The sequence below is a fragment of the Photobacterium sp. ABD4_091 genome (assembly GCF_056160145.1).
Map to the genome: position 1 here is coordinate 1,395,223 of NZ_JBSWWQ010000001.1, position 26,078 is coordinate 1,421,300.

Genomic DNA, 26,078 nt, shown 5'->3' on the forward strand with positions numbered 1-26,078 from the left:
AACCAAAGAGCATAAAAAAAGCCGCTGAATGCGGCTTTTCTTTTAACTGTACGGCACACCCATACTGATAAGCGTGCTCACGCTTTAGCACGAACCCCAAGCGTGTGGCAGATGGCATAGGTCAGCTCGGCACGGTTTAGGGTGTAGAAGTGGAAGTCCTTCACTCCCTCTCGGCCCAATACCCGCACCATATCGATGGCATTGCTGGCCCCGACCATCTGGCGGCTCAGCAGATCATCGTCCAGCCCTTCATACTGCTTTTCAAGCCAGCCTGGAATTTTCACATTGTTGGCATCGGCAAATCGCTTGGCTTGCTTCATGTTGGACACCGGCAGGATCCCCGGCACGATTTCAACATCGATACCGGCAGCAACGCAACGGTCACGGAAACGCAGGTAACTTTCGACATCGAAGAAGAACTGGGTGATGGCACGGCTGGCGCCGGCATCGACCTTGCGCTTGAGATTGATCAGATCAGCCTGGGCACTCTTGGCTTCCGGGTGAACCTCTGGGTACGCTGCCACCGAGATATCGAAATCGGCTTCCGAGCGCAGCAGCTCAACCAGATCCGCCGCATACATATCCGGCTTCACACCTTGTTCAGGCAAGTCACCACGCAGGGCAACAATATCGCGGATGCCGTTGTTCCAGTAGTCACGGGCAATAGTGCGCAGTTCGTCACGTGTCGCATCAATACAGGTCAGGTGCGGCGCGGCAACCAGGCCTGTTTGATCTTTGATATCCTTGATAATCGAGTGGGTACGGTCACGCTCACCCGAGTTGGCACCATAGGTCACCGAGACGAATTTAGGCTGCAGCGTTTTCAGGCGGTGAATGGAGTTCCACAGCGTCTGCTCCATCTGCTCGCTGCTTGGCGGAAAGAACTCAAAAGACACATTGATGTTACCGTCAATGTCTGCAATATTCTGGTTCAGTGAATCCAAGTGGCTTGCGTATGAATACCCCATAATCCATTCCTTACTCTTGTTGGCTCTCGGCCGCTCCCTAAAACTGACGTCATTCAAATAACCGTTTAGACGTCTATATGTCTACAGGATGTCTTGTAACCAATTTAATGTCAACATGATGATCATGAATATTTTTCAACTTCAAATTGCAAGAACTTCAACATTGGCAAATAACAAAAAAGCCCGCTAATAGCGAGCTTTTAGGGTATAGAGCATTCTCATAGAGGCTAATACTGGCGATTTAATTACCACCCAGTTTAAGTCACTGCACATCACAAGAAAGGCAGTAATTTACACTACATAAAGTCCGTAAGATCTCACTCCGAAAATGCGACTTATAGCATTGCCGCCAAGCGGTTGATATCAGAAAGCAGGGCCCCTGCCGTTACATCACGGCCTGCACCCGGCCCGCGGATCACCAGCGGGTTATCGCGGTACCACCGGCTCTCGATAGCAAAAATATTGTCACACGGCAGCAAGTTGGCCAGGGCATGCTCACGGGGCAGTGCCTCGATACCAACCACCGCCTTGCCGTGGCGATCCAGCCTTGCAATATAACGCAATACTTTCTCCTCTTTTTGCGCCTTGCGCAGGCGCTCATGGAGCAGCTCATCCAGCTCGGCAGATTGCTCGAAGAAGTCATCCACCCCAAGCGCTGCCAGTGAGTCTGGCACCAAGGTTTCCACCTTGACCTGCTCTGGTTCAAGAGACAAGCCAGATTCACGGGCGAGGATCACCAGCTTGCGCATCACATCACTGCCATCCAGATCATGGCGCGGATCCGGCTCGGTCAGGCCCTGTTGCCAGGCCAGTTCAACCAGCTGCGAGAATGGCACCGAGCCATCATACTGCTGGAACAGCCAAGATAGCGTGCCGGAGAAGATACCCGACAGGGCAATGATCTCATCACCGCTTTCACGCAGGTCACGCACCGTGTGGTTAACCGGCAGGCCAGCCCCAACGGTCGCGTTGTAAAGCCAGAAGCGGCTGCTCTTGGCAAACGCATCAATCACCTGGTGGTAACTCTCGCCCGACGCCGACCCTGCGACCTTGTTGGCCGAGATCAGGTGCAAACCTGACTCTGCGATCTGCGGGTAGCGCGCAGCCAACTCACTGCTGGCCGTCACATCTAGCACAATCACATCGTCATAGGTGCTGTGGGCCAGCACAGACAGCCACTCATCACCACTGTATTCAACCGAATCGTCATTAAAGCTATGCTGGGCACGGCCTGCATCAATACCTTCAAAGTCAATCCAGTGACGGCGGCTATCAACCACCCCAATCAAGGTAAAGCTCATGCCATGGCGCTTTTCCAATGTCGCCTTTTCGGTCTCGAACAGCTCCAGCCAGCGGCTACCGATGTTGCCCTTGCCACAAAGCACCAGACCAATCTGCTTCTGGGCCTGGAACAGGCTCTGGTGGATGCTGCGGATCAGGTTATCGGTATCTGCCTGGCGCAATACCGCCACCAAGCTCAGCCCCGAATCGGACTCGGCAATGAACTCCAGAGCCTGGCCCCTGAGCTGCTGGTAGAACCCGTAGCAATGCACCGCATTGTTCACCACACCGGCACCGACTGCGGCCACCAGAGAGAAACCTTCGCGCAGGCGCAGATCGGCCACAATGCCGCTGTCCTGCAGTTGGGCCAACACGCTATTCACAACCTCGGCGGTGTAAGCCAGCCGCACCCGTCCCTGGTCAGGCTCAAAGCTGCTGGCCAGCGGCTGCAGCTGGGCGCGCTGCAGGAAGCGCTCGATATCCGAGGCAACTGGCGCGAAATCATGGGCACGGGGCACAGACAGCTCAATCAGGCACACCTCGTCGAGCGAAGTGATGATCTTGGCACCGCGCCCCGATGCCAGCACCCTTTCGACACGGGTCGAGCCCTGCTCCGGCTGGTGGCTGCAGCGCAGCGTCAGATCAATCGCACTTTGCGCCACTGGCTGCAAAGTACGGCTATGCAATACAGGTGCCGCCAAGCGGGCTAGCTCGCTGGCCTCATCCAAGCGAAGCAGCGGCAGCAGGCAGGCATCGGCGACTTTGCGCGGGTCGGCGCTGTAAACACCGGCCACATCGCTCCAAATAGTTACCCTATCGACACCCGCTAACGCACCAATCACGGTCGCTGAATAGTCAGAGCCATTGCGGCCGAGCAACACCGTCTCGCCCTCACTGTTTTGCGCCATGAAACCGGTGATAACAACACGTTGGTGATTGTACTGTGCCAGCTGCTCCTTAAGCAGCGGCCACGACTGGGCACGGTCAACCTCAGGCTGGGCTGCGCGCTCGGCCCGCAGGAAGCTGCGCGAATCGAGGCTGGCTGCAGGCAGCTGCTGCTTGGTCAGCAGCGCCGCTAACAGGCGTGCTGACCACTGCTCGCCATGACCTAGCACCTTGGCCTGCTCGGCCTCGCTCAATGGTTTTTCCGCCATGCTGGACAAGGCACCCAATTCAAGGTGCAGCTGGGTCAGCAGTGCATCAGCCGCTTCGCCACTGAGCAGCGATTCAATCAGTGACTGCTGGAAGCTGCGCAGGGACTGCAGGGTTTCATGGGCCTGCCGGCCGTCTCTATCCAGCTGTTCCAGCCATTCAATCAGACGGTTGGTTGTTTTGCCTGCCGCCGATACCACCACCAGGTCATTCTCGCTGGAATACTCACGCAGGATCTCGGCCACCCTGAGGTAGCACTCAGGATCTGCCAGGCTGCTGCCGCCAAACTTATGCAGCTGGCGTGTTACAGGTAAACTCATTTACGCTACCTCCGCCGCTTTGCTGAAAGCCTGCTCCAGATCAGCAATCAAATCCTCGGGATCCTCAAGGCCAACCGACAGCCGCAGCAGTGACGGCTTGAGCCCCGCCTCGGCCTGGGCTTCGTCAGACATCGCACGGTGAGTCATGCTTGCCGGGTGGCAAATCAAGCTTTCCGTACCGCCTAGCGATTCTGCCAATGAGAAACAGTTTAGCGTTTTAACAAACACCTCAAGCTGGGCCATGCTGCCGGCAATCTCGAAACTGAGCATGGCACCGAAGCCTTTCTGCTGCTTGAGGGCAATGTCATGGCCTGGGTGCCCCGGCTGGCTCGGGTGGTAGATAGCCCCCACTAGCGGCTGCTGCTGCAAGTAAGCCAGGATCTGGCGGCTGTTTTCCTCATGCATGCGCATTCTCGGTGCCAGTGTACGCAGCCCGCGCAGCGTCATGTAGGCATCAAACGGCGCGCCGGTGGCGCCGATACAGTTTGCCCACCAGGCGATGTCCTCTGCGTGTTGTTCATTGTTAGAGATCAGGACGCCACCCACCACATCGGAGTGGCCGTTGATGTATTTAGTCGTGGAGTGGACAACGAAATCGGCACCAAGGGCAATTGGCTGCTGGAGGATCGGAGACAGGAAAGTGTTGTCTACCGCTACCAGCGCCCCAGCCTGCTTGGCTGCCGCGCAAATTTCGGCGACATCGACAATGCGCAGCAATGGGTTTGACGGGGTTTCGACCCAAATCAGCTTGGGTTTGAGCGCCAGGGCTTCTGCTACTGCTGCCGGATCGGTCTGATCGACAAAGCGCACCTTGAAATCACCCTTGCCGGCCCGGGTATTAAACAAGCGGTAGGTACCGCCGTAGCAGTCATGCGGTGCGATAATCAAATCGTCCGGGCCGACCAGTGCCGAAGCCAGCAGGTTGATTGCCGCCGTCCCGCAACTGGTTACCACAGCGCCAGCCCCCCCTTCCAGCTCTGCCAACGCATCAGCCAATGTGTTGCGGGTCGGGTTGCCTGAGCGAGAATAATCAAATTCTGGCACCTCGCCCAATTGCGGAAAGCTGTAGGTCGAGGTTAAATAGAGGGGAGGTACCACAGCATTGTACTGGGTATCGGATTCGATGCCGGTGCGGACAGCGACGGTGGCTAGCTTCTTGTCACTCATATTTACTTTCCTTGTCAGGGTAGCCCTGGCGAATAACTTTTATGCAACAACATAGCGACAAACAAGCCAGCCGTCAACACTTCTAGACGTCTATATGTCTTTGCTTATGGCAGTAAATCCCGCTAAAATTCAGGCATACTATATTTCATCACTTTTATATCGCTGAGAAGGTAAAAAATGGCAGAGTGGAATGGCGAATACATCAGCCCTTACGCGGAACACGGTAAGAAAAACGAACAAGTAAAAAAAATTACAGTTTCGATTCCATTGAAGGTTCTGAAAATCCTGACCGATGAGCGTACCCGCCGTCAGGTCAACAACTTACGCCATGCGACCAATAGTGAGCTGCTGTGCGAAGCCTTCCTGCACGCTTATACCGGCCAGCCGCTCCCTACCGATGACGATATCCGCAAAGACCGTCCGGACGATCTTCCAGCCGAAGCCAAGGCGCTAATGGAAGAGATGGGAATTACTTACGAAGACATCAACGAGTAAGCCCCAACGGCAGCCTACCTATCATAATGCCAATGTGTTATGACAAAAAAACCAGCCCTGAGGCTGGTTTTTTTATTTGCTTTGGCGCAATACGAAAATTATTTCGCTTCCATGTAGCCAACCGGCATTTCGATTTGGGCTACGCCAGAATCAACTGCCGCCTGGGCAACGGCTTTGGCAACGCGAGGGAGCAAGCGTGGGTCCATTGGCTTAGGAATAATGTATTCCGGGCCGAACTCAAGCTTGTCTGCACCTGCAGCAGCAACCACTTCAGCCGGTACCGGCTCTTTGGCCAATGCGCGGATCGCATCAACGGCGGCCAGCTTCATCTCGTCATTGATTTCGCTGGCGCGTACATCAAGTGCACCACGGAAGATGAACGGGAAGCAGATAACATTGTTCACCTGGTTCGGGTAATCCGAACGGCCAGTACCCATGATCAAATCATCGCGTACCGCATGGGCCAGCTCAGGCTTGATTTCAGGATCTGGGTTAGAACATGCAAATACGACTGGCTTGTCAGCCATTAGCTTCAGCGCTTCAGGCGCAAGCAGGTCCGGGCCAGATACACCAACAAAGATATCTGCACCTTCAATCACATCTTCCAGCGTACGCTTATCAGTATTGTTAGCAAACAGCTGCTTGTACTCGTTGATATCGTCACGGCGAGTGTGGATCACGCCCTTGCGATCAAGCATGTAGATTTTCTCGCGCTGGGCACCACATTTGATCAGCAGCTCCATACACGCTACAGCCGCAGCACCCGCACCCAGACAAACAATCACCGCTTCGTTGATGTTCTTGCCCTGAAGCTCCAGCGCATTGAGCATACCCGCAGCAGTCACAATCGCCGTACCGTGCTGATCATCGTGGAAGACAGGAACATGGCAACGTTCAATCAGGCGTTTTTCGATTTCGAAACAGTCAGGGGCCTTGATATCTTCCAGATTGATACCACCGAACGTATCAGCAATGTTCGCTACCGTATCAACAAACTCGTCGATAGTACGGTGCTTAACTTCGATATCAATCGAGTCCAGGCCGGCAAAACGCTTGAACAGCAGTGCCTTACCTTCCATTACAGGCTTTGACGCCAGCGGGCCAAGGTTACCCAAGCCAAGAATTGCTGTACCGTTGGTGATAACCGCAACCATGTTGCCTTTACCAGTGTATTTGTAGACATTTTCAGAGTTCTGCGCGATTTCACGTACCGGCTCAGCCACACCTGGGCTATAAGCAAGGGCAAGATCTTCTACGGTATTGGCTGGCTTGGTGAGCTCGACAGCAATTTTTCCTGGTACTGGGTATGCGTGGTAGTGAAGGGCCTGTTGGCGAAAATCTTCAGACATAGTGTTCGAAATCCTGACTGGAGGTGACTTTATTTTGGAATTTGGACATAGATCATATTCTATGGCAGCACAAAATCCTAGCACCGAACATCTGGTCGATCCAATGATTCCCGGAGCGAATGTTCAACATCGATGGGGAATAGCGCGGCCGAAGCGGAAGCAGCAAGACGGATTCGCCACTCTGGCAGGTTCTGGTATACAGATCGGGAATAAAACAAGCAGAACACTGGAATAAAAGAAAGGTTATCGCGGGCATAAAAAAAGGGATGCTTACGCATCCCCTTTTTCGAAATTCATCTGGCAAATTACTTGCTAGAAAGCGCACCGAAACGCTTGTTGAATTTGTCGATACGACCACCAGAGCTAACCTGACGCTGCTTACCAGTGTAGAAAGGGTGACACTTGTCGCATACATCAAGGTTGATGTCTTTACCCATAGTAGAGTTAAATACGAAAGTGTTGCCGCAAGAACAACGAGCGTTTACTGCAGTGTACTCTGGGTGAATACCTTGTTTCATGGGATAACCTCAAAAGTAAGGCCGTGTCGCTCTCCCGATCCTAAGCCGGGCACCACACGTCGTTAATAACAGAGCGTAACGGTTACATTACCAATACGCCAAATTCAGGCGGCGTATAGTAATCAATCATTCTGCCCAGATCAACCAATATGCGCCTTTTTTCGCCGCTTTGCCGCCCGAGGCTGGGCAAGGTACACTTCTCTATCTTAGTACATGCGGATTTAGCGGTTAGATATGACGCCCAACATTGCCCGAGTGGCCCTTCCTGTTCCCCTGGACAAGCAATTTGATTACTTGGTCAAGCCTGGCCAGCAACCTGCCGTCGGCGGCCGGGTCAAAGTGCCGTTCGGGCGCCAGCAGCTAGTCGGGGTAGTGATGGCGCTAACCACAACATCCGACTTTCCCGTTGAGCAGCTCAAGCCAATCAACGCCGTACTGGATGACGCCCCGCTTTGGGAGCCGAGCCTGTTCAAGCTGCTGACCTGGGCCAGCCAGTACTACCAGTACCCGCTGGGCGACAGCTTGGCCAATGCCATGCCCGCCTTGCTGAGGAAGGGCCGCGAAGCCGCCCCGTCAGCATTGAAGATGTGGCAGCTCACCGAACCTGGCCACAACCAGCCTTTGACCGCCCTCAAGCGCGCACCGCGCCAGGTACAAGCGCTGACTATGCTGCGCCAAGGCGCGTTGAGCCACGAGGCCCTGCTTGCCGAAGAAGTCAGTAGTGCAACCCTGAAAACACTGGCTGACAAAGGCTGGATCGAAGCGATTGAGCAGGCACCGGCCAGCCGCAGCTGGCAGGCAGGGTTTACCATTAATGAAGAGAAGCCCCGGCTCAACGAGGAGCAGGCACTGGCAATTGCCAGCGTCAATGCCAACCCGGATTTCGGCTGCTACCTGCTCGAAGGGGTGACAGGCTCGGGCAAAACCGAAGTCTACCTCAACCTGCTGGAGCCTGTATTGGCAGCCGGTAAGCAAGCGTTGATCCTGGTCCCGGAAATCGGCCTGACCCCGCAGACCATCAACCGATTCCGCCGCCGCTTCAATGTCCCATTGGAAACTATCCATTCCGGGCTCAACGACACCGAGCGGCTGTCGGCATGGCTGGCCGGGCGCGATAACCAAGCCGGGATCATCATCGGTACCCGCTCCGCGCTGTTCACCCCGTTTGCCAACCTCGGCATTATTATTGTCGACGAGGAGCATGATGCCTCCTACAAACAGCAGGATAGCCTCCGCTACCACGCCAGGGACCTTGCCGTCATGCGTGCCAGCCAGGCCAATATCCCGATCATCCTCGGCTCGGCGACTCCAGCGCTGGAAACCCTGTATAACGCCAAAAGCGGTAAATACCACCACCTGATCCTGTCGCGCCGTGCCGGCAGCGCCCAGGCCGCCAGCCATGGCGTGCTCGATCTCAAAGGGCAATACCTCGAGGCGGGCCTCTCCGCCCCGCTTATCGCCGCTATGCGCCAGCACTTGGATGCAGGCAACCAGGTCATGCTGTTTCTCAACCGGCGCGGCTTTTCGCCTGCGGTGATCTGCCATGACTGCGGCTGGCTGGCCGAGTGCAAGCGCTGTGATGCCTATTACACCTTCCACCAGCAAAGCGGCGAGCTGCGCTGCCACCACTGCGGGACACAGCGCCCGATGATGCACCAGTGCGGCCAATGCGGCTCGACCCAGCTCAACGCGGTGGGGGTCGGCACCGAGCAGCTCGAGCAACAGCTCGAAGCCCTGTTCCCAACATACAGAACCGTACGCATCGACCGCGATAGTACCCGACGCAAGGGCAGCCTGGAAAATTACCTCGAGGCGATCCGCAATAACGAATACCAGATACTGATTGGCACCCAGATGCTGGCCAAGGGTCACCATTTTCCCGATGTGACCCTGGTAGCCCTGCTCGATGTCGACAGTGCTTTGTTCAGCAATGATTTTCGCGCCAGCGAACGCCTTGCCCAGTTATTTATCCAGGTTGCTGGCCGCGCCGGGCGGGCGAGCAAACCCGGCGAGGTGGTGCTGCAAACCCACCACCCCGAACATCCCCTGCTGCAAGCGCTGCTATATAAAGGGTATGGCAACTTCGCCAGCGGGGCGCTGAGCGAGCGCAAGCAGGCTTGGCTGCCGCCGTTCACCTATTTGGCCCTGCTGCGCGCCGAGGCTAACCAGGGCGAGCTGGTCGAGCAGTTCCTGCAGCAAGTCCGGGGCATTTTCGAGGCCAGCCCTGTCGCCAGCCAAGACACGATGGTGATGGGTCCCAACCCTGCCCCGCTATCTCGCCGGGCAGGCCGCTACCGCTGGCAATTGCTGCTACAAGCACCGAGCCGCAGGGTATTGCAGCAGTGGCTTTCTATTGCCAAGCCAGCCATTGCTTTGCTTCCTCTCGCCAAGAAAATCCGCTGGTCGATCGATGTCGAACCGCAGGATTTAACTTAAAATGAACAATGCGACGTAGGTCACATCTCGGATGTAATTTATGCTGTTTAAAGCATGTTTAATCCCCTGCAGACAGCCTACAATAACAAGCTCGCTGGCTTAGGTACCGGTCGTTTTGGCCATGGTCCTCCAGCGGCAGAGAGAGAAAAATAATAGAGAGGAACCTTAACTATGGCGACAATGAAGGATGTTGCCCAGCTCGCCGGCGTCTCGACGGCCACGGTATCCCGTGCCCTGATGAACCCGGAAAAAGTGTCAGCCTCGACCAGGAAAAAAGTCGAACAAGCTGTCATGGATGCTGGCTATTCACCCAATTCACTGGCTAGGAATCTACGTCGCAACGAATCAAAGACCATCGTCACTATTGTCCCCGATATCTGTGATCCTTATTTCACCGAGATCATCCGCGGTATCGAAGAAGCGGCAATGGAACATGGCTATCTGGTCCTGCTGGGAGACAGCGGGCAGCAGAAAACCCGCGAAAATTCGTTTGTAAACCTAGTGTTCACCAAGCAAGCCGACGGTATGCTACTGCTCGGCACCGATCTTCCCTTTGATGTCAGCAAACCCGAGCAGAAAAACCTGCCGCCGATGGTCATGGCGTGCGAGTTCGCCCCAGAGCTCGAGCTGCCGACCGTCCACATCGATAACCTGACCGCCGCTTTCGAGGCCGTGAACTACCTGACCCAAATGGGCCACAAGCGCATAGCCCAGATCACCGGGCCAGACAGTGCCGCCCTGTGCCAGTTCCGCTCCCAGGGATACCAGCAGGCATTGCGCCGTGCCGGGGCAGAACTCAACCCTGCTTATACCGTCAAGAGCGACTTCAGCTTTGCCGGTGGTGCCCGCGCCGTGACCGCCCTGCTGTCGCTGCCAGAGCCGCCAACAGCCCTGCTGTGCCATAACGATGTAATGGCCATCGGCGCCATGCAGCAGGCCAAGCGCCTGGGCTTCCGCGTGCCGCAGGATCTGTCGATAGTCGGCTTCGATGATATCCAGTTCGCCGAATACTGCGATCCGCCACTGACCACGGTCTCCCAGCCTCGTTACGAAATCGGCCGCCAGTCGATGCTGATGCTGCTCGATACCCTCAAGGGCAAAGAGATTGCCTCTGGCTCCCGCCTACTGGACGCCAAGCTAGTGATCAGGGAAAGCGCTGCGCCACCAGCAAGTTAACCCATTCGGCGGCATTCTGCCCGATAATGGGGACAAGCTCACAGAATCCATGCCTTACGGTGCAACCTCACAGTCAGGATGCATCGCAAGGTCTGGTCAGAGCTGGCGCAAGTTTGTACCATAGGTTCATTCTTACCACCTTATACTGATCAACACCGTGGCAACCAAAGATTACGTCAAACGCGGCCGAGCCGCCAAGAAGCCGAGAGGCAACCGCAGCCAGGCTCCAAGCAATGGGTTCCCGTTCAAATGGGCAGCTATCGCCCTGTGCTTGGTCGGTGCCTTGGGCTATGGGCTTTACTTCCTGTCTTCGAACCCGGCTCCCCAGCAGCCGCAACCCAGCACGCCTGCGACCAAGCCCGAGCCGGTTAAACCAGCCAAACCTGAGCCAGTGGCACCGCCAAAGGCTGCCAAGCCACTGCCGCCTAAGCCGGAAGAGAAATGGCGTTACATCGAAGAGCTGGAAAACAAAGAAGTAAAGGTTGAAGCGAAAAAAGAACAAGCCCCGACCCGCCCATACCTGATGCAGTGCGGTGCCTACCGCAGCGAAAGCCAGGCCGAGGAGCGCAAGGCGATGATCGCCTTCCAGGGGCTGACTAGCCAGATCAAAGTCAGCCAGGGCGAAAAAGGCAACTGGTACCGGGTGGTCCTTGGCCCTTATCCGCAAAAGCGCAAGGCAGAGAGCGATCGCAACCAGCTGCGCCGTGCCGGTATCGAACCGTGTGCGATCTGGTTCTGGGAATAACAGCGTCACCCAATCCCGCTAGTAGCTGGATTAAAATTTTAATCACGCATTAATACATCCGTGTAGCTTCAACCTGCCATCCCTGGCAGGTAGAGCTTAAAATTTTATCCAGCTACAAGCCGCCGCTAAATTCCACCACAGCATCCTTTTCCCCCTTGAAACTTCTTCACCCCGTCCCCAGATCTGCATTATATCGAGACCGGCATATTGGCCGGAGCAGACCAAAAGAGGTAAGACCGTGACAACTATCGTATCTGTTCGTCGAAACGGTAAAGTCGTTATCGCTGGTGATGGCCAGGTTTCCCTGGGCAACACCGTCATGAAAGGTAACGCCCGCAAAGTGCGCCGTTTATACAACAACAAAGTTCTGGCTGGCTTTGCCGGCGGCACAGCGGACGCCTTCACCCTATTCGAACGTTTCGAGCGCAAGCTGGAAATGCACCAAGGCCACCTGCTTAAAGCTGCGGTGGAACTGGCAAAAGACTGGCGTACCGACCGTATGCTGCGCAAACTGGAAGCCCTATTGGCCGTTGCCGATGAAACGGGCTCGCTGATCATCACAGGTAACGGTGATGTGGTTCAGCCTGAGAACGATCTGATCGCCATCGGCTCTGGTGGCAACTTTGCCCAGGCAGCGGCGACTGCCCTGCTTGAGAATACCGACCTCAGCGCCCGTGAAATCGCCGAGAAATCACTGACCATTGCCGGTGACATTTGCGTATTCACCAACCAGTTCCACACCATTGAAGAGCTTGAAGAATAATAAGGAATGGCTATGTCTGAAATGACTCCTCGCGAAATCGTCCACGAGCTTGACCGCCATATCATCGGTCAGGACAAAGCCAAGCGTGCGGTGGCCATTGCCCTGCGTAACCGCTGGCGCCGCATGCAGCTACCAGAAGAGCTGCGTGTAGAAGTAACCCCGAAAAACATTCTGATGATCGGCCCGACCGGTGTCGGTAAAACCGAAATCGCCCGTCGCCTGGCAAAACTGGCCAATGCGCCGTTCATCAAGGTTGAAGCGACCAAGTTCACCGAAGTGGGCTATGTGGGTAAAGAAGTCGAAACCATCATCCGCGACCTAACCGATGTGGCGATGAAAATGACCCACCAGCAAGCAACCGAGAAGGTACGCTTCCGTGCCGAAGAGCTTGCTGAAGACCGCATCCTCGATATCCTGCTGCCACCAGCACGCGATGCCTGGGGACAAAATGAAGAAGCCGACAACAACTCGTCAGCTCGCCAGTCATTCCGCAAAAAACTGCGCGAAGGCAAGCTGGACGACAAAGAGATCGAGATTGATGTCGCTGCGCCGCAGATGGGCGTAGAGATCATGGCGCCTCCTGGCATGGAAGAGATGACCAACCAGCTTCAGGGCATGTTCCAGAACCTTTCAGGCAACACAACCAAGAAGCGCAAGATGAAAATCAAGGACGCGATGAAAGCCGCGACCGAAGAAGAAGCCGCGAAACTGGTTAACCAGGAAGAGCTAAAAGAACAGGCTATCTTCGCAGTTGAAAACAACGGTATCGTATTCCTGGACGAAATCGACAAGATCTGTAAGCGTGGCGATACGTCAGGCCCAGATGTGTCTCGCGAAGGTGTCCAGCGCGACCTACTACCACTGGTTGAAGGTAGCACTGTCTCGACCAAGCACGGTATGGTTCGTACCGACCACATCCTGTTTGTCGCTTCCGGTGCCTTCCAGGTTGCCAAGCCATCGGATCTGATCCCTGAGCTACAAGGCCGCCTGCCAATCCGTGTTGAGCTAGAAGCCCTGACCAGCCATGACTTCAAGCGTATCCTTACCGAGCCAAATGCGTCCCTGACTGAGCAGTACAAGGCCCTGATGGCAACCGAATCAGTCGATATCGAGTTCACCGAAAGCGGTATCAACAAGCTGGCTGACGCCGCTTGGCAGGTCAACGAGCGTACCGAAAACATCGGTGCCCGCCGTCTGCACACGGTGATGGAGCGCCTGATGGAAGAGCTGTCTTATGACGCTTCCGAGAAATCTGGCGACAAGATTGTGATCGACGATGCCTACGTAACTTCCCGCCTGGGCGAGTTGGTCGAAGACGAAGATCTAAGCCGCTTTATCCTGTAATCCGGCCTCAAATCTTTTCGCAAACGGCACCCAATCGGGTGCCGTTTTTTTGTTCTTAAACAAACAAAGTGGCGATAAAGTTGCCCCCTGCTACAGTTACGCCATAATAGGCACCTACTCGTTTATCGGTTTAAGATCACATTATGAAATCATCTTCTCTCGCAATTTGGCTCGATGCAGCAAGACCGAAAACCCTGCCTCTAGCCATCGCCTCAATTGTTTGTGGCAGTGCAGTAGCAGGATGGCAAGGAAGTTTCTCCGCGGTTATTGCAGGGCTGGCCCTGCTGACTGCACTGTTATTGCAAATTCTCTCCAACCTCGCCAATGACTACGGTGATGCGGTGAAAGGGACGGACAATGATCAGCGCCTGGGACCCCAGCGTGCTATCCAGTCTGGCCTCGTGACCCCAGCAGCCATGCGCAAGGCGATGATCCTCAATATCATCCTGACCGCAATCAGCGGGCTGAGCCTGATCTTCCTGGCCACCAACAACCTGCAGGATATGGTGGGTTTCATGCTGCTCGGCCTGATGGCGATAGCAGCATCCATTGCCTACACCGTGGGTAACAAGCCCTACGGCTACCGTGGCTTGGGTGATCTGTCAGTATTGATGTTCTTCGGCTGGCTGGGTGTTGCCGGCACCTATTACCTGCAAGCCGGCCAGATTGATTCAATCATCATGCTGCCGGCGACCGCCTGTGGCCTGTTGGCCGTCGGCGTGCTCAACATCAACAATCTACGCGACATCGACAACGACCGTGAATGCGGCAAACTGACGCTGGCTGTGCGCATGGGGCCGGAATGGGGCCGCAAGTACCACCTGTTCCTGCTGGTTGGCAGCGTGCTTTGCCTGGCCCTTTTTGCCATGCTGGAGCTGCATTCCCCGTTCGGCTGGTTGTTTATCCTCAGCGCCCCGCTGCTGTTCAAGCACGGCAAGCAGGTTCTGCACTCTGCTGATGGAGCGGCCTTGCGCCCGATGATGGCGACCATGGTCAAGTGTGCATTGCTGACTAATTTGCTGTTCGCCGCCGGCGTGGTACTGGCGGCAGCTTAGATGCCCCTGGTGTTTGCAGGGTTATAACCTTGTAAGATGGTAAAATAACTGGTTATACTTTCAACAAGTTAAGTTTGGCCGCTCTCACTAGCGGCCAACCAACCCTTTTCAATTGCCACAGAAGAAACGTGCTTATGGAATACAATACGTCCGAGTTATGCGATATCTATCTCGACAAAGTTGACGTCGTCGAACCCATGTTCAGCTCCTACGGCGGCCGTAGCTCCTTCGGCGGCCAAGTCACCACCGTAAAATGCTTCGAGGATTGCGGCCTGATCCGCAACGCGCTGCAAGAAGGCGGGGCTGGCCGGGTATTGCTGGTTGATGGCGGCGGTTCGCTGCGCCGGGCTCTGGTTGATGCCGAGTTGGCACAGCTGGCAGCTGACAATGAGTGGGAAGGGTTGATTGTTTACGGCTGTGTCCGCCACGTCGATGATCTCGACGAGCTGGATATCGGTATCCAGGCAATGGCCTCTATCCCGGTCGGAGCCGATGAAAACGGCATTGGCGAAATGGATGTCGCGGTTAATTTTGGCGGGGTGACGTTCCTGCCGGAAGATCATATCTATGCCGACAATACCGGGGTGATCCTTTCACCAGAGCCGCTGGATATCGACTAGCGATTACCGTAATTGCGCCTCGTAGATATAAAAAAACAGAGCCAATCGGCTCTGCTTTTATTTCTGTTAACAGGCTATGCCTGCCAGCAAAAGTACGCTTATTCCACGTGGTCCATTTTGCCCAGTAGCGTGCGAACACGCTCCTGCCATGCCTGGTGGTCATTACGCAGTTTGTTGTTCTCTTGCTCCAGCTCTTCGCGACCTGAACGCAGTGCCTGAGCTTCACCAGCTAGGCTATCATTTTTTTCTTTTAGTTCTTCAATTTCCATCTGTAGCAGAGAAATTGTATCAACAGCCATTTGTACTTTGGCTTCCAGCTTTTCCAACATTTCTAATGACATATTGTCCACCTGTATTCAGCCTATCAGTTTGCCCTAACCGTTTAAGGCAACGTCCCACAGGCACGTTTACGATTAATTACCACCTATTCTAACGAGGCTACCGCCTTCTGACATCTACATTTACCATGCTTTGTCGTAAATGGGGAAATTTTGCACGAATTTAATCAAATCCTTGCTTTCCATCGCCTTGCATAGCCCCATGGGCAAAAGTGGAATCGTATGGCAAAAGAAATGTGCAAGCCGTGCAAAATTCACCCGGCCTCACCGCCAAATGCGTAGAATTGCGATCAAACTCTATTTTAATGCACCAGCAGCGTGCTAATTTTTACCTTGATCGTATCTCTCTTGGATTTTTCCAAGAATTTGCCCCTCTGGCACATCCGACCTTTTTAGGTCGGATTTTTTATTCTATAAACAAACACATACACCCGAAGCACATTCCTACCCCAGTCAAAACCATACGCAACAAGTCTCAATGGGAAAATTCCCCGCAAAACCGCAACCGTTTGCGCGAACGCGCAAATAATTAAATCATTTTATGCTCGAACGCACACTTTTCGCTCGGTTCAATTTTATTCTTTGTAGATTCGAGTAAATTAGCCCCACATAAATACAAAAAAAGCTATACCCCTACGACATTGACAAAAGGACTGAACATGACTACCCAAAAACAACACACCCTGCTCGGCGAATGCCTGGCCGAGTTCATCGGTACCGGGCTCCTGATCTTCTTCGGCGTCGGCTGTGTCGCCGCTTTAGTACTGACCGGGGCCGAGTTCGGCCAGTGGGAGATCAGTATTATGTGGGGCCTTGGCGTGGCCATCGCCATCTACTGCACCGCTGGCGTCTCCGGCGCCCATATCAATCCGGCTGTGACTATTGCCCTTGCCCTTTTCCACGGATTCGATAAGCGTAAAGTACTGCCGTATATCGTTGCCCAGCTGCTAGGTGCATTCTGTACCGCAGCGCTGATCTACAGCCTGTACAGCAACCTGTTCGTTGAGTTCGAGGCAGCCAACGGTATCGTCCGTGGTAGCGAAGCCAGCCTGGCAACTGCCGGCATTTTCTCTACCTACCCACATGCGGCACTGTCATTTGCCGGTGCGTTCGCAGTGGAGTTTGTGATCACCGCAGTGCTGATGTTTGCCATCCTGGCGATTGGCGATGAGAAAAACGGCGCGCCACGCGGCGCAATGGGGCCTCTGCTGATCGGTATCCTGATTGCGGTTATCGGCGGCTCGCTAGGTCCACTCACTGGCTTTGCGATGAACCCGGCCCGTGACTTCGGCCCTAAATTCTTCGCCTTTCTGGCTGGCTGGGGTGATATGGCCCTGACTGGCGGTAAAGATATCCCGTACATGATTGTGCCTATCCTTGCCCCAATCATGGGTGCCGCCTTCGGTGGCTGGCTATACCCGAAAGCAATCGGCGCCTACTTGCCGGGCAACCGCTGCACCCTGCCTAACCAGTGCGAAGACACGGCAGAAGAAGCTAACGCCTAGTAACAAATTCATATAAAGAGAACATTATCGGCCTGTCCCGCACAGGCCGATCCGAACACCACACTCTACTACCCTTATATAATGACAATGAGAGGAAACCGTTATGACTACTGAGCAAAAGTACATTGTTGCACTCGATCAGGGTACGACCAGCTCCCGTGCCGTGGTGCTTGATCACAACGCCAACATTGTGTGCTCGTCACAGCGTGAATTCACCCAAATTTACCCTAAGGCTGGATGGGTCGAGCATGATCCCCTGGAAATCTATGCAACCCAGAGCTCAACACTGGTTGAAGCCCTGGCCAAAGCCGGGATCCGCTCGGACCAAGTCGCTGGTATCGGTATCACCAACCAGCGTGAAACCACCATTGTCTGGAACAAGAACACCGGCAAGCCGGTTTACAACGCCATTGTATGGCAGTGCCGCCGTACCGCAGATACCTGTGAAGAGCTGAAAAAAGCCGGTCTGGAAGAATACATCCGCGACAACACCGGCCTGGTTGTCGACCCATACTTCTCAGGCACCAAAATCAAGTGGATCCTCGACAATGTCGAAGGTGCCCGTGAAGAAGCCGAAGCCGGTAACTTGCTATTCGGTACCGTTGATACCTGGATGATCTGGAAAATGACCCAGGGACGTGTCCATGTTACTGACTACACCAACGCCTCGCGCACCATGGTATTCAACATCAATACCCTGGAGTGGGACGAGAAGCTCCTCAAAGCGCTGGACATCCCGCTTTCTATGATGCCGGAAGTGAAATCATCGTCTGAAGTCTACGGCGAAACCAACATCGGTGGTAAAGGCGGTACTCGTATCCCAATCGCCGGTATTGCCGGTGACCAGCAAGCAGCCCTGTTCGGCCAGATGTGTGTGGAGCCAGGCCAGGCCAAGAACACTTACGGGACTGGCTGCTTCCTACTGATGAACACCGGTAAGGAAAAAGTGACCTCGCACAACGGCCTGCTGACGACCTTGGCTTGTGGTCCTAAAGGTGAAGTTGCTTATGCCTTGGAAGGGGCGGTATTTATGGGCGGTGCCTCTATCCAGTGGCTACGCGATGAAGTGAAATTGCTGGATGATGCCAAAGACTCCGAGTACTTCGCCGAGAAAGTCGGTAGTGCCAATGGTGTCTATGTCGTTCCTGCATTTACCGGCCTTGGCGCGCCATACTGGGACCCGTATGCCCGTGGTGCTATCGTCGGCCTGACCCGTGGTGTCAACAGCAACCACATCATCCGTGCAACCCTGGAAAGTGTCGCCTACCAGACCCGTGACGTACTGGATGCGATGCAGGCTGACTCCGGCATCAAGCTGGGTACCCTGCGTGTCGACGGCGGTGCCGTTGCCAACAACTTCCTGATGCAGTTCCAGTCCGACATCCTGGATACCGAAGTACACCGCCCGGTAGTGACTGAAGTGACCGCACTGGGTTCTGCCTACCTTGCCGGCTTGGCAGTTGGCTTCTGGGGCAGCATTGATGAGCTGAAAGACAAAGCGGTATTGGATCGCAAGTTCACCGCCTGCAACGACGATGGCAAGCGTAACCGCCGTTACAACGGCTGGAAGCGCGCGGTCGAGTGTGCCAAGGGCTGGGCAGTCGAAGACGACATCTAATCCCACCCCATAAAACACGCTCCAAGCGTTACCCAAGTTCCCCCACCAAAGCCTGCGCAAGCAGGCTTTTTTCATCAACTGGCAGCGAACCGCCAAGAAATAAACATTTTTGCGCTAACGCAAACGTTTCCTTGCAACCTGTGTTAGAATCGCCGCCAGATTTATTCGGGCCTGTAGCCTACAGGCCCTAGCCCACTGATTTCTATTTCTGGAGTAATCATGAAACGCGATTTGGCGATGGCATTTTCTCGTGTCACTGAAGGCGCTGCACTGGCTGGCTACAAATGGCTAGGCCGTGGCGACAAGAATGCAGCAGACGGTGCTGCGGTTGAGGTTATGCGCTCTCTGCTTAACCAAACCGAGATTGAAGGTGAAATCGTAATCGGTGAAGGCGAAATTGATGAAGCGCCTATGCTTTACATCGGTGAGAAAGTCGGTACTGGCGGCGACGCGGTAGATATCGCGGTAGACCCAATCGAAGGTACCCGCATGACGGCGATGGGCCAGAACAACGCCCTGGCAGTATTGGCTGCTGGCGAGAAGGGCTCGTTCCTCAAAGCACCTGACATGTACATGGAAAAGCTGGTTGTCGGCCCGGGTGCCAAAGGCGCGATTGACCTGAGCAAGCCGCTGGCTGAAAACCTGGAAGCAACAGCAGCAGCCCTGGGCAAAACGCTGGACAGCCTGGTTGTGATCACCCTGGCAAAACCTCGCCACGACGCAGTGATTGCCGAGATGCAGGCGATGGGTATCCGTGTCTACGCCGTGCCAGACGGCGACGTAGCAGCATCTATCCTGACCTGTATGCCTGACAGCGAAGTTGACATCATGTACTGCATCGGTGGCGCACCGGAAGGCGTTGTTTCTGCCGCTGCCATCCGTGCTCTGGGCGGTGACATGCACGGCCGCCTGCTGCCTCGCCACGAAGTCAAGGGCGACACGCCGGAAAACCGCGAACACGGCCAGATGGAAATCGACCGCTGTCGCGAGATGGGCATCGAGCCAAACAAAGTACTGCGCATGGAAGACATGGCGCAGAGCGATAACGTGATCTTCGCCGGCACCGGTATCACCAAGGGTGACCTGCTAGAAGGCATCAGCCGCCAGGGCAATATCGCAACCACAGAGACCCTGCTTATCCGTGGTAAGTGCCGTACTATCCGCCGTATCAAATCGACCCACTACCTGGATCGCAAAGACGACGCTATCAAAGGCCACATCCTTTAAGGGCTGAATGAACTGATTCTATAGCGCGCCGCTTGGCGCGCTTTTTTTTGCCTCGGTTTTACTGCACTTTCCCAGCGCCATATGCCCTTCTCCTATCGACTGGTTCAGTTTAAGCACACTTTGACTTTGTAAAGTTGTTGCTTTATTTAGCAAGCTGGCTACATAATTAACTAAGCCAATTTGTGACCATAGGTGACTATGAAAACCATCGACAAAATACTCTACCGGATGAAGCGCGAAGGCCCGGTCACTGCCAAGATACTGGCCGAGGAATTCCAGCTCACCACCATGGGGGTGCGCCAACACCTGCAGGGGCTGGAAGAGGATGGCCTGGTTGACTTCGAGGACATCAAGGCCAAAGTCGGCCGGCCAACCCGCCATTGGCACCTGACCCAGAAAGGCCACCGCCGCTTTGCTGACCGTCACGGCGATCTTATTATTCAAATGCTTGATTCTGTCGAGGAGCTGTTTGGCCAGGAAGGGCTGGGCAAGGTTGTCGACCGGCGGGAGGATCAAACCTTTGAACAATACCAAGCCCAGCTGGCCGGGGTAGAAAATATCGCAGAAAAACTGCAGATCCTGACTACACTCAGGGAGCGGGAAGGTTATATGGCCGAACTCCACCAGGATGGCGAAGATTTCGTGCTGATCGAAAACCACTGCCCTATTTGCCACGCGGCCCAACGCTGCCCATCCCTTTGCCAGTCTGAGCTGGCGGTTTTCCAACGTTTACTGGGCAACGAATACCAAGTTAATAGGCAAGAGCACATCATTGCCGGAGAGAGGCGCTGCGCGTATCGAATAATAAAATCATAACGAGGAGACTATTATGGCTGACTGGATCCCTGCGAAAGTCATCAACAATCGACACTGGAACAATGACTTGTTCAGCCTCGTGCTGCAAGCCAACATTGAGCCGTTCAAAGCTGGCCAGTTCACCAAGCTGGGGCTGGAAATCGACGGCAAGATGATCCAGCGCGCCTACTCCTTCGTTAACCCTCCCTCGAGCGACCAAATCGAAGTCTATGCCACAAGGGTAGCAGATGGTCTGCTGTCACCCCGGCTGCATGCCCTTGAGCCGGGCCAGGAAGTGTATATCTCTGCCCGTGCCAACGGTTACTTCACCCTTGAAGAGGTCCCCGATGCCGAACAGCTCTGGTTGCTGGCGACAGGCACCGCTATCGGCCCCTACCTCTCTATTTTACGCGAATCCGGTGCCTGGAAGCGCTTTCGCAAAATAGTGCTGGTCCATGCGGTGCGCTATTCGGCCGATTTAAGCTACCAAGCCGAAATCAACGCACTCAAAGAGCAATACCCTGAACAGCTGATTGTCCAACCCTTTGTCAGCCGTGAGCCCGCTCCTCCTGCGCTACCGGGCCGGATCCCGCATGCCATCGAAGACGGCATGCTGGAACGCCATGTCGGCCTGACCCTTACCCCGGAGCAAAGCCAAATCATGCTATGCGGCAACCCGGAGATGGTGAGGGAGACCAAAGCGGTATTAGAAGGGAAAGGCTTTACCAAGAACCTGCGCCGCAAGCCGGGGCAAATCACCATGGAACATTACTGGTAATCTGATTATCGGTTCCCCCTTTGCAGGCTCGCTCTAGGGCCTGCACAGACTCTCCCCCTCATCAGGCCTGCGAGTTAACTTTCATTTGTCTCACTCCTGAGTCAGCTTTCCGAGCTTATTGATAACTAACTTTATTGCATGGCATCCGAGCTGGATGCCGTCAGTCAAAAGTGGTCGGAAAAAGGGGAAGCACGATGCAGACACTGCCACCGTTCGATGAATTGAAAGCCATGGCCGAAAACGAGCCGGAGAAGCTCGAAGCCTTGCGACTGGCAATGAGCGAGGAAATCATCGGCAATGCCAGCGCCGACATGCAGCCGCGGTTACGGGCGCAGATGAGCCACATCAACCAAGTGATCGCTAAAGGCAAGAACCCAAACCATACCAACATTATGTTGATGGCCGAGCTGCAGCAGCAGCTCAAGCGGTTTGCCCAAGCCCTCAACGCGCCGGAGACCCTGACCGAGCACCAGGCCGAAATAAAGCCCTTTGCCCGGCCGGACCCGCAAGGTAAATCAGCCTAGCAGCTGACCTTGAGGAAACAATCGCTGTCCATATCGCGGATATCGATAGTCAGGCTGTTGATGGTGCCGGCATGCTGCTCCAATACCGTCATCAGCGCACGAGAAAGCTCGCGTTTGGTCTCGGCACTGCGGCCCGAGAGCATAGTCAGCTCAATGTGGATAAAGGTGTTGAGATCGCGGTTATCACCCACCAACCAGTTATGGCAGCGGTAGCTGCGTGATTTCACCGAATCCGGCTCGAAGACCCCGCACTCGAGCAAAACCGTATGCAAGTCGTCCAACAGACCCGGGATATTGACCCGCTCGACAACGGGTTCGGCATATTCCATTACTAAGTTAGGCATCCGCTCCTCCTTGCGCCTTACACTTCACTTATTATTGCCGGGAAAATCCATGCCTGGCATGGCTTTATCCTGAAATGGGCCTCAACATTAGCGGATCTTATCCCACAGCGCCAAAGATACAGGCTATATTTCAATCACGGATCACTGTCTTTTTTCTCTTCGTTATGGCCGGAATGGCATCAAGGTGAAAAAAAATCCCGCGTAGCGGTTCACTTTTGCCGGGGAAAAGGGTACAACCGAGCACAGATATGATTTCGGACAGGAAATTGATTTCCTAAGCTGTGGTAATGTTGGCGCTGCTGGCGGCATAACAGACAAGGCCGCAGGCCAAACTGTCCGAGATACTCTATAGCCTAGTGTTCAGCACTGCCTGACGGGAGACTCCCGAGGGCTGTATGCTAAGCTATTGAGTATTTTTTAAGTCAATTTGATATGGAGAAAAGCTATGCGCCATCCTGTGGTTATGGGTAACTGGAAGCTTAACGGTAGCAAAGAAATGGTATCTAACCTTCTTAAGGGCCTTGATGCTGAACTTAAAGGCGTTGAAGGTGTAGACGTTGCCGTTGCGCCACCAGCTATGTACCTTGACCTGGCTGAGCAACTGATCGGCAAAGGTGAGAGCAAAATCATCCTAGGTGCACAGAACGTTGACGTAAACGCTAGCGGTGCATTCACTGGTGACATCTCTCCAGAAATGCTGAAAGACTTTGGTGCAAGCCACATCATCATCGGCCACTCTGAGCGTCGTGAATACCACAACGAGTCAGACGAGTTTGTTGCTAAGAAGTTCGCGTTCCTAAAAGAGCACGGCCTAACACCTGTACTATGTATCGGTGAATCTGAAGCACAAAACGAAGCTGGCGAAACAGTCGCTGTTTGTGCGCGTCAAATCGACGCTGTGATCAACACCCAAGGCGTTGAAGCGCTTGAAGGTGCGATCATCGCTTACGAACCAATCTGGGCTATCGGTACTGGTAAAGCAGCAACTGCTGATGACGCACAGCGCATCCACGCAGCTATCCGTGCTCACATCGCTGAGAAGAGCGAAGACGTTGCTAAGAAAGTTGTGATCCAGTACGGCGGTTCTGTTAAGCCAGAAAACGCTGCAGCTTACTTCGCACAGCCAGATATCGACGGCGCGCTAGTTGGCGGTGCTGCTCTTAATGCTGAAAGCTTTGCGGCTATCGCAAAAGCAGCTGCTGAAGCGAAAAAGTAATTCACTTCTTTGGCTGACACAGTTAGATGAAAAAAAGCTACCCCCGGGTAGCTTTTTTTATTGCCTTTTCCCGCTAGGTTGCGGAAATAGAATAGGCACAAAAAAACCGGCCGCAGCCGGTTTTTTTCTTTAAGGGAAACCCCTTAGAACAACTTGTCTGCCAGTGCGTAAAGATCTTTACGAACTGGGCGCTTCATGTTCTCAATTGCGTCGATGATATCGTGGTGAACCATCTTCTCGTTCTGGATGCCCACACAGCGACCGCCATGACCTTCCATAAGGAGCTCAACCGCGTATGCGCCCATGCGAGATGCCAAGATACGGTCGAAAGCTGTTGGCTGGCCGCCACGCTGGATGTGGCCCAGTACTGTAGCTCGTGTTTCACGGCCTGTTTCGTCTTCGATGTACTTCGCCAGCTCGTTGGCATCGGTCATCAATTCAGTCAGCGCAATGATAGCGTGCTTCTTGCCTTTGTAGATCCCTTCTTTGATCTTCGCTAGCAGCTCTTCTTTGTTCAGGCCAGTTTCTGGTGTGATGATGTACTCACAGCCACCAGCAATCGCCGACATCAGCGTCAAGTCGCCACAATGGCGGCCCATCACCTCAACGATAGAGATACGCTGGTGTGAAGAAGACGTGTCACGCAGACGGTCAATCGCGTCGATAACCGTGTTCAGTGCCGTTAGGTAACCGATTGTGTAGTCAGTACCTGCAACGTCGTTATCGATCGTACCCGGCAGACCGATACATGGGTAGCCCATTTCAGTCAGCTTCTTCGCACCCATGTACGAGCCGTCACCGCCGATCACAACCAGCGCGTCGATGCCGTGGATCTTCAGGTTTTCGATAGCCTGCTGGCGCACTTTCTCTTCTTTGAACTCAGGAAAACGCGCAGAGCCCAGGAATGTACCGCCTTTGTTGATGACATCTGAAACGCTTGAGCGAGTCAGTTTTTCAATACGGTTCTGGTGCAGGCCCTGATAGCCGTCGTAAACACCGTAAACTTCAACGCCTTCAGACAATGCTGCACGAACAACACCGCGAACTGCCGCGTTCATACCAGGTGCGTCACCACCACTGGTCAATACACCAATCTTCTTAATCATGGTTACCCTCTGACTTTGGGAAATGAAAATTCAAATCCGACATGAGCGGCCGGGGTTCCCCTCCCGGCACACGGGCCACCACGGCCCTGACTCACGAAACTGTAACTTTCCTACTAATGTAGGAGTATTACAATTTTGATAAAAAATTTTGTTGATTCATATCACGATAGCCTGCAACTTCACCATGACGCGGGAATGATCGCCGCCTCACCGAGCTACCGGGATCTGCAAAACAGTTAGCCTATGGGCTGGTGCCGCAAGCAATGTTGCGCTTAGCCAAATACCTTACTTATTCAGTATAACGGCTGGCACCGGAGCCTCCAGTTGTGCCAAGTGAGGAGGAAGACCGCGGGTGGCTGTGAACTCATCCATGATAATCACACCTGACATAATGCACAGGGCTGGGCAATACCCCGCAGTATAGCTGTTTTATGACGAAAATTAATAACAAAATCATTCAAATCGACGTTTTGCAAACCTGCCCCGGCCAACAACAGGCAACAAAAAAGCCGCCAAATGCTTTGGCGGCTTTCATCAATCGGTTGTCACTGGTTAGTTAGACTGCTTGCGCTCCATGCGCTTTTCCATTTTGGCCTGGCATTTCTCAGCTCGCTCTGCCTGCAGCTCCTGCAGTTTGGTCTTCTGCTCGGCAGTCAGCACCTGCATCATTTCGTGGCGCTGTTTGAGCATGGCAACGCGTCGCTCCACCTGCTGCTGGGACATTTCTTCAGCCAGGGCGCGAACCTCAGCCTCATTGAAGTCCTCGCTCAAGACCAGCTGCTGCATTTTTTGGTGCTGGGCGCGCATTTCAGTATGGCGCTCACCCATCTTGCCGCGCATATTTTCTTTGTTGGCTTGACGCAGCTCTTTCAGCTCAGTTTTCTGTGCATCGGTCAGGTCAAGTTGGCGGAACATACGGCTGTCATCCATACCGCAGCCTTTACCACCATGGCCGTTGTGGTGTTTACCGCCACCGTAGGCTAGTGCAGAGGCTGAGCCCAGGGCTAGAGGAAGGGCAATTGCTAGCGCCATTGTTTTCTTGAAAGTCATCATTATGTTCTTCTCCAATAGAGGCTGCATTTGCAGCGCCGTAATCTCAGGTACGGATACAGCTTACCCCCTGCAAGGTAAAGGGCTGTCTGGCAAACGTAAAACTGCGTAAAGCTAAACCAGTTTTACTTGGCGACCCTGCGGCGATTAGGGATACTTACCTTATCGCTGTTGCTTATTAAAGGTAG

Annotated in this window: 24 protein-coding genes; 15 read left to right on the forward strand and 9 right to left on the reverse strand. The window is 54.2% G+C overall.

Annotated elements, in window-relative coordinates; genetic code table 11:
- Positions 1 to 77: 77 nt before the first annotated feature.
- The 3 genes from metF to ACXAGQ_RS06490 all read right to left on the reverse strand — a co-directional run bounded on the left by metF (position 78) and on the right by ACXAGQ_RS06490 (position 4,888).
- Positions 78 to 968 (reverse strand): methylenetetrahydrofolate reductase, encoded by an 891-nt coding sequence (gene metF / locus ACXAGQ_RS06480; protein WP_475252665.1) that lies wholly within the window; start codon positions 966 to 968, stop codon positions 78 to 80.
- Positions 969 to 1,303: 335 nt separating this feature from the next.
- A complete protein-coding gene (locus ACXAGQ_RS06485; RefSeq protein ID WP_475252667.1) occupies positions 1,304 to 3,721 on the reverse strand; it encodes a bifunctional aspartate kinase/homoserine dehydrogenase II in 2,418 nt (805 codons plus the stop codon).
- A complete protein-coding gene (locus tag ACXAGQ_RS06490) occupies positions 3,722 to 4,888 on the reverse strand; it encodes an O-succinylhomoserine (thiol)-lyase (RefSeq protein WP_475252669.1) in 1,167 nt (388 codons plus the stop codon). It abuts the gene before it with no gap.
- Between the two features lie 177 nt (positions 4,889 to 5,065).
- On the opposite strand from ACXAGQ_RS06490, the gene metJ reads away from it, so the two are divergent.
- Complete coding sequence (metJ, locus tag ACXAGQ_RS06495; protein ID WP_068330548.1) at positions 5,066 to 5,383, forward strand: met regulon transcriptional regulator MetJ; 318 nt, start codon at positions 5,066 to 5,068, stop codon at positions 5,381 to 5,383.
- A gap of 98 nt (positions 5,384 to 5,481) precedes the next feature.
- On the opposite strand, the gene ACXAGQ_RS06500 is transcribed toward metJ, so the two are convergent.
- Positions 5,482 to 6,732, reverse strand: coding sequence for a malic enzyme-like NAD(P)-binding protein (locus ACXAGQ_RS06500; RefSeq protein ID WP_475252671.1), 1,251 nt, complete (start codon positions 6,730 to 6,732; stop codon positions 5,482 to 5,484).
- A 305-nt stretch (positions 6,733 to 7,037) separates the two neighbouring features.
- Positions 7,038 to 7,250 (reverse strand): 50S ribosomal protein L31, encoded by a 213-nt coding sequence (gene rpmE / locus ACXAGQ_RS06505; protein WP_008988141.1) that lies wholly within the window; start codon positions 7,248 to 7,250, stop codon positions 7,038 to 7,040.
- Between the two features lie 234 nt (positions 7,251 to 7,484).
- Here rpmE and priA point away from each other — a divergent pair, with 234 nt between their 5' ends.
- From priA to rraA, 7 genes are all read left to right on the forward strand, one after another.
- Positions 7,485 to 9,686: a primosomal protein N' gene (gene priA, locus ACXAGQ_RS06510; protein ID WP_475252673.1), complete on the forward strand. Its 2,202-nt coding sequence runs from the start codon at positions 7,485 to 7,487 to the stop codon at positions 9,684 to 9,686.
- A gap of 171 nt (positions 9,687 to 9,857) precedes the next feature.
- Positions 9,858 to 10,862 (forward strand): DNA-binding transcriptional regulator CytR, encoded by a 1,005-nt coding sequence (gene cytR / locus ACXAGQ_RS06515; protein WP_475252675.1) that lies wholly within the window; start codon positions 9,858 to 9,860, stop codon positions 10,860 to 10,862.
- A gap of 157 nt (positions 10,863 to 11,019) precedes the next feature.
- Positions 11,020 to 11,607 (forward strand): SPOR domain-containing protein, encoded by a 588-nt coding sequence (locus ACXAGQ_RS06520; RefSeq protein ID WP_475252677.1) that lies wholly within the window; start codon positions 11,020 to 11,022, stop codon positions 11,605 to 11,607.
- Between the two features lie 238 nt (positions 11,608 to 11,845).
- Complete coding sequence (hslV, locus tag ACXAGQ_RS06525) at positions 11,846 to 12,370, forward strand: ATP-dependent protease subunit HslV (protein ID WP_107299002.1); 525 nt, start codon at positions 11,846 to 11,848, stop codon at positions 12,368 to 12,370.
- A 12-nt stretch (positions 12,371 to 12,382) separates the two neighbouring features.
- A complete protein-coding gene (hslU, locus tag ACXAGQ_RS06530) occupies positions 12,383 to 13,714 on the forward strand; it encodes an HslU--HslV peptidase ATPase subunit (protein ID WP_475252679.1) in 1,332 nt (443 codons plus the stop codon).
- Positions 13,715 to 13,857: 143 nt separating this feature from the next.
- The gene (locus ACXAGQ_RS06535) at positions 13,858 to 14,769 is read left to right on the forward strand and encodes a 1,4-dihydroxy-2-naphthoate polyprenyltransferase (protein WP_475252681.1); all 912 of its coding nucleotides are present in this window, start codon (positions 13,858 to 13,860) and stop codon (positions 14,767 to 14,769) included.
- Positions 14,770 to 14,903: 134 nt separating this feature from the next.
- Positions 14,904 to 15,389: a ribonuclease E activity regulator RraA gene (rraA, locus tag ACXAGQ_RS06540; RefSeq protein ID WP_475252683.1), complete on the forward strand. Its 486-nt coding sequence runs from the start codon at positions 14,904 to 14,906 to the stop codon at positions 15,387 to 15,389.
- Between the two features lie 98 nt (positions 15,390 to 15,487).
- Here the strand turns inward: rraA and zapB are convergent, their stop codons facing one another.
- Positions 15,488 to 15,730, reverse strand: coding sequence for a cell division protein ZapB (gene zapB, locus ACXAGQ_RS06545; protein ID WP_475252685.1), 243 nt, complete (start codon positions 15,728 to 15,730; stop codon positions 15,488 to 15,490).
- Positions 15,731 to 16,386: 656 nt separating this feature from the next.
- Between zapB and ACXAGQ_RS06550 the strand changes: the two genes are divergently transcribed.
- The 6 genes from ACXAGQ_RS06550 to ACXAGQ_RS06575 all read left to right on the forward strand — a co-directional run bounded on the left by ACXAGQ_RS06550 (position 16,387) and on the right by ACXAGQ_RS06575 (position 22,174).
- Positions 16,387 to 17,232 carry an MIP/aquaporin family protein gene (locus ACXAGQ_RS06550; RefSeq protein ID WP_475252687.1) on the forward strand — a complete coding sequence of 282 codons (846 nt, stop codon included), beginning with the start codon at positions 16,387 to 16,389 and terminating at the stop codon, positions 17,230 to 17,232.
- 103 nt (positions 17,233 to 17,335) lie between these two features.
- Positions 17,336 to 18,850: a glycerol kinase GlpK gene (gene glpK, locus ACXAGQ_RS06555; protein ID WP_475252689.1), complete on the forward strand. Its 1,515-nt coding sequence runs from the start codon at positions 17,336 to 17,338 to the stop codon at positions 18,848 to 18,850.
- A gap of 219 nt (positions 18,851 to 19,069) precedes the next feature.
- On the forward strand, positions 19,070 to 20,077 hold the full coding sequence (glpX, locus tag ACXAGQ_RS06560; protein WP_475237941.1) for a class II fructose-bisphosphatase: 1,008 nt from the start codon (positions 19,070 to 19,072) through the stop codon (positions 20,075 to 20,077).
- 198 nt (positions 20,078 to 20,275) lie between these two features.
- Entirely contained in the window at positions 20,276 to 20,893 is a 618-nt protein-coding gene (locus ACXAGQ_RS06565) for a helix-turn-helix transcriptional regulator (RefSeq protein WP_107298995.1), read from the forward strand.
- Between the two features lie 13 nt (positions 20,894 to 20,906).
- A complete protein-coding gene (locus ACXAGQ_RS06570) occupies positions 20,907 to 21,650 on the forward strand; it encodes a ferredoxin--NADP reductase (protein ID WP_475252691.1) in 744 nt (247 codons plus the stop codon).
- Between the two features lie 194 nt (positions 21,651 to 21,844).
- Positions 21,845 to 22,174: a DUF3135 domain-containing protein gene (locus tag ACXAGQ_RS06575; protein ID WP_475252693.1), complete on the forward strand. Its 330-nt coding sequence runs from the start codon at positions 21,845 to 21,847 to the stop codon at positions 22,172 to 22,174.
- Here ACXAGQ_RS06575 and ACXAGQ_RS06580 read toward each other — a convergent pair.
- On the reverse strand, positions 22,171 to 22,518 hold the full coding sequence (locus ACXAGQ_RS06580; RefSeq protein ID WP_475252695.1) for a 5-carboxymethyl-2-hydroxymuconate Delta-isomerase: 348 nt from the start codon (positions 22,516 to 22,518) through the stop codon (positions 22,171 to 22,173). The two genes, ACXAGQ_RS06575 and ACXAGQ_RS06580, sit on opposite strands and share 4 nt — an antisense overlap.
- A gap of 445 nt (positions 22,519 to 22,963) precedes the next feature.
- On the opposite strand from ACXAGQ_RS06580, the gene tpiA reads away from it, so the two are divergent.
- Positions 22,964 to 23,734: a triose-phosphate isomerase gene (gene tpiA / locus ACXAGQ_RS06585; protein WP_475252697.1), complete on the forward strand. Its 771-nt coding sequence runs from the start codon at positions 22,964 to 22,966 to the stop codon at positions 23,732 to 23,734.
- A gap of 143 nt (positions 23,735 to 23,877) precedes the next feature.
- Here tpiA and pfkA read toward each other — a convergent pair whose 3' ends face one another.
- Entirely contained in the window at positions 23,878 to 24,840 is a 963-nt protein-coding gene (pfkA, locus tag ACXAGQ_RS06590; protein ID WP_107298990.1) for a 6-phosphofructokinase, read from the reverse strand.
- Between the two features lie 552 nt (positions 24,841 to 25,392).
- Positions 25,393 to 25,893: a CpxP family protein gene (locus tag ACXAGQ_RS06595; protein WP_475252699.1), complete on the reverse strand. Its 501-nt coding sequence runs from the start codon at positions 25,891 to 25,893 to the stop codon at positions 25,393 to 25,395.
- Positions 25,894 to 26,078: the final 185 nt, after the last annotated feature.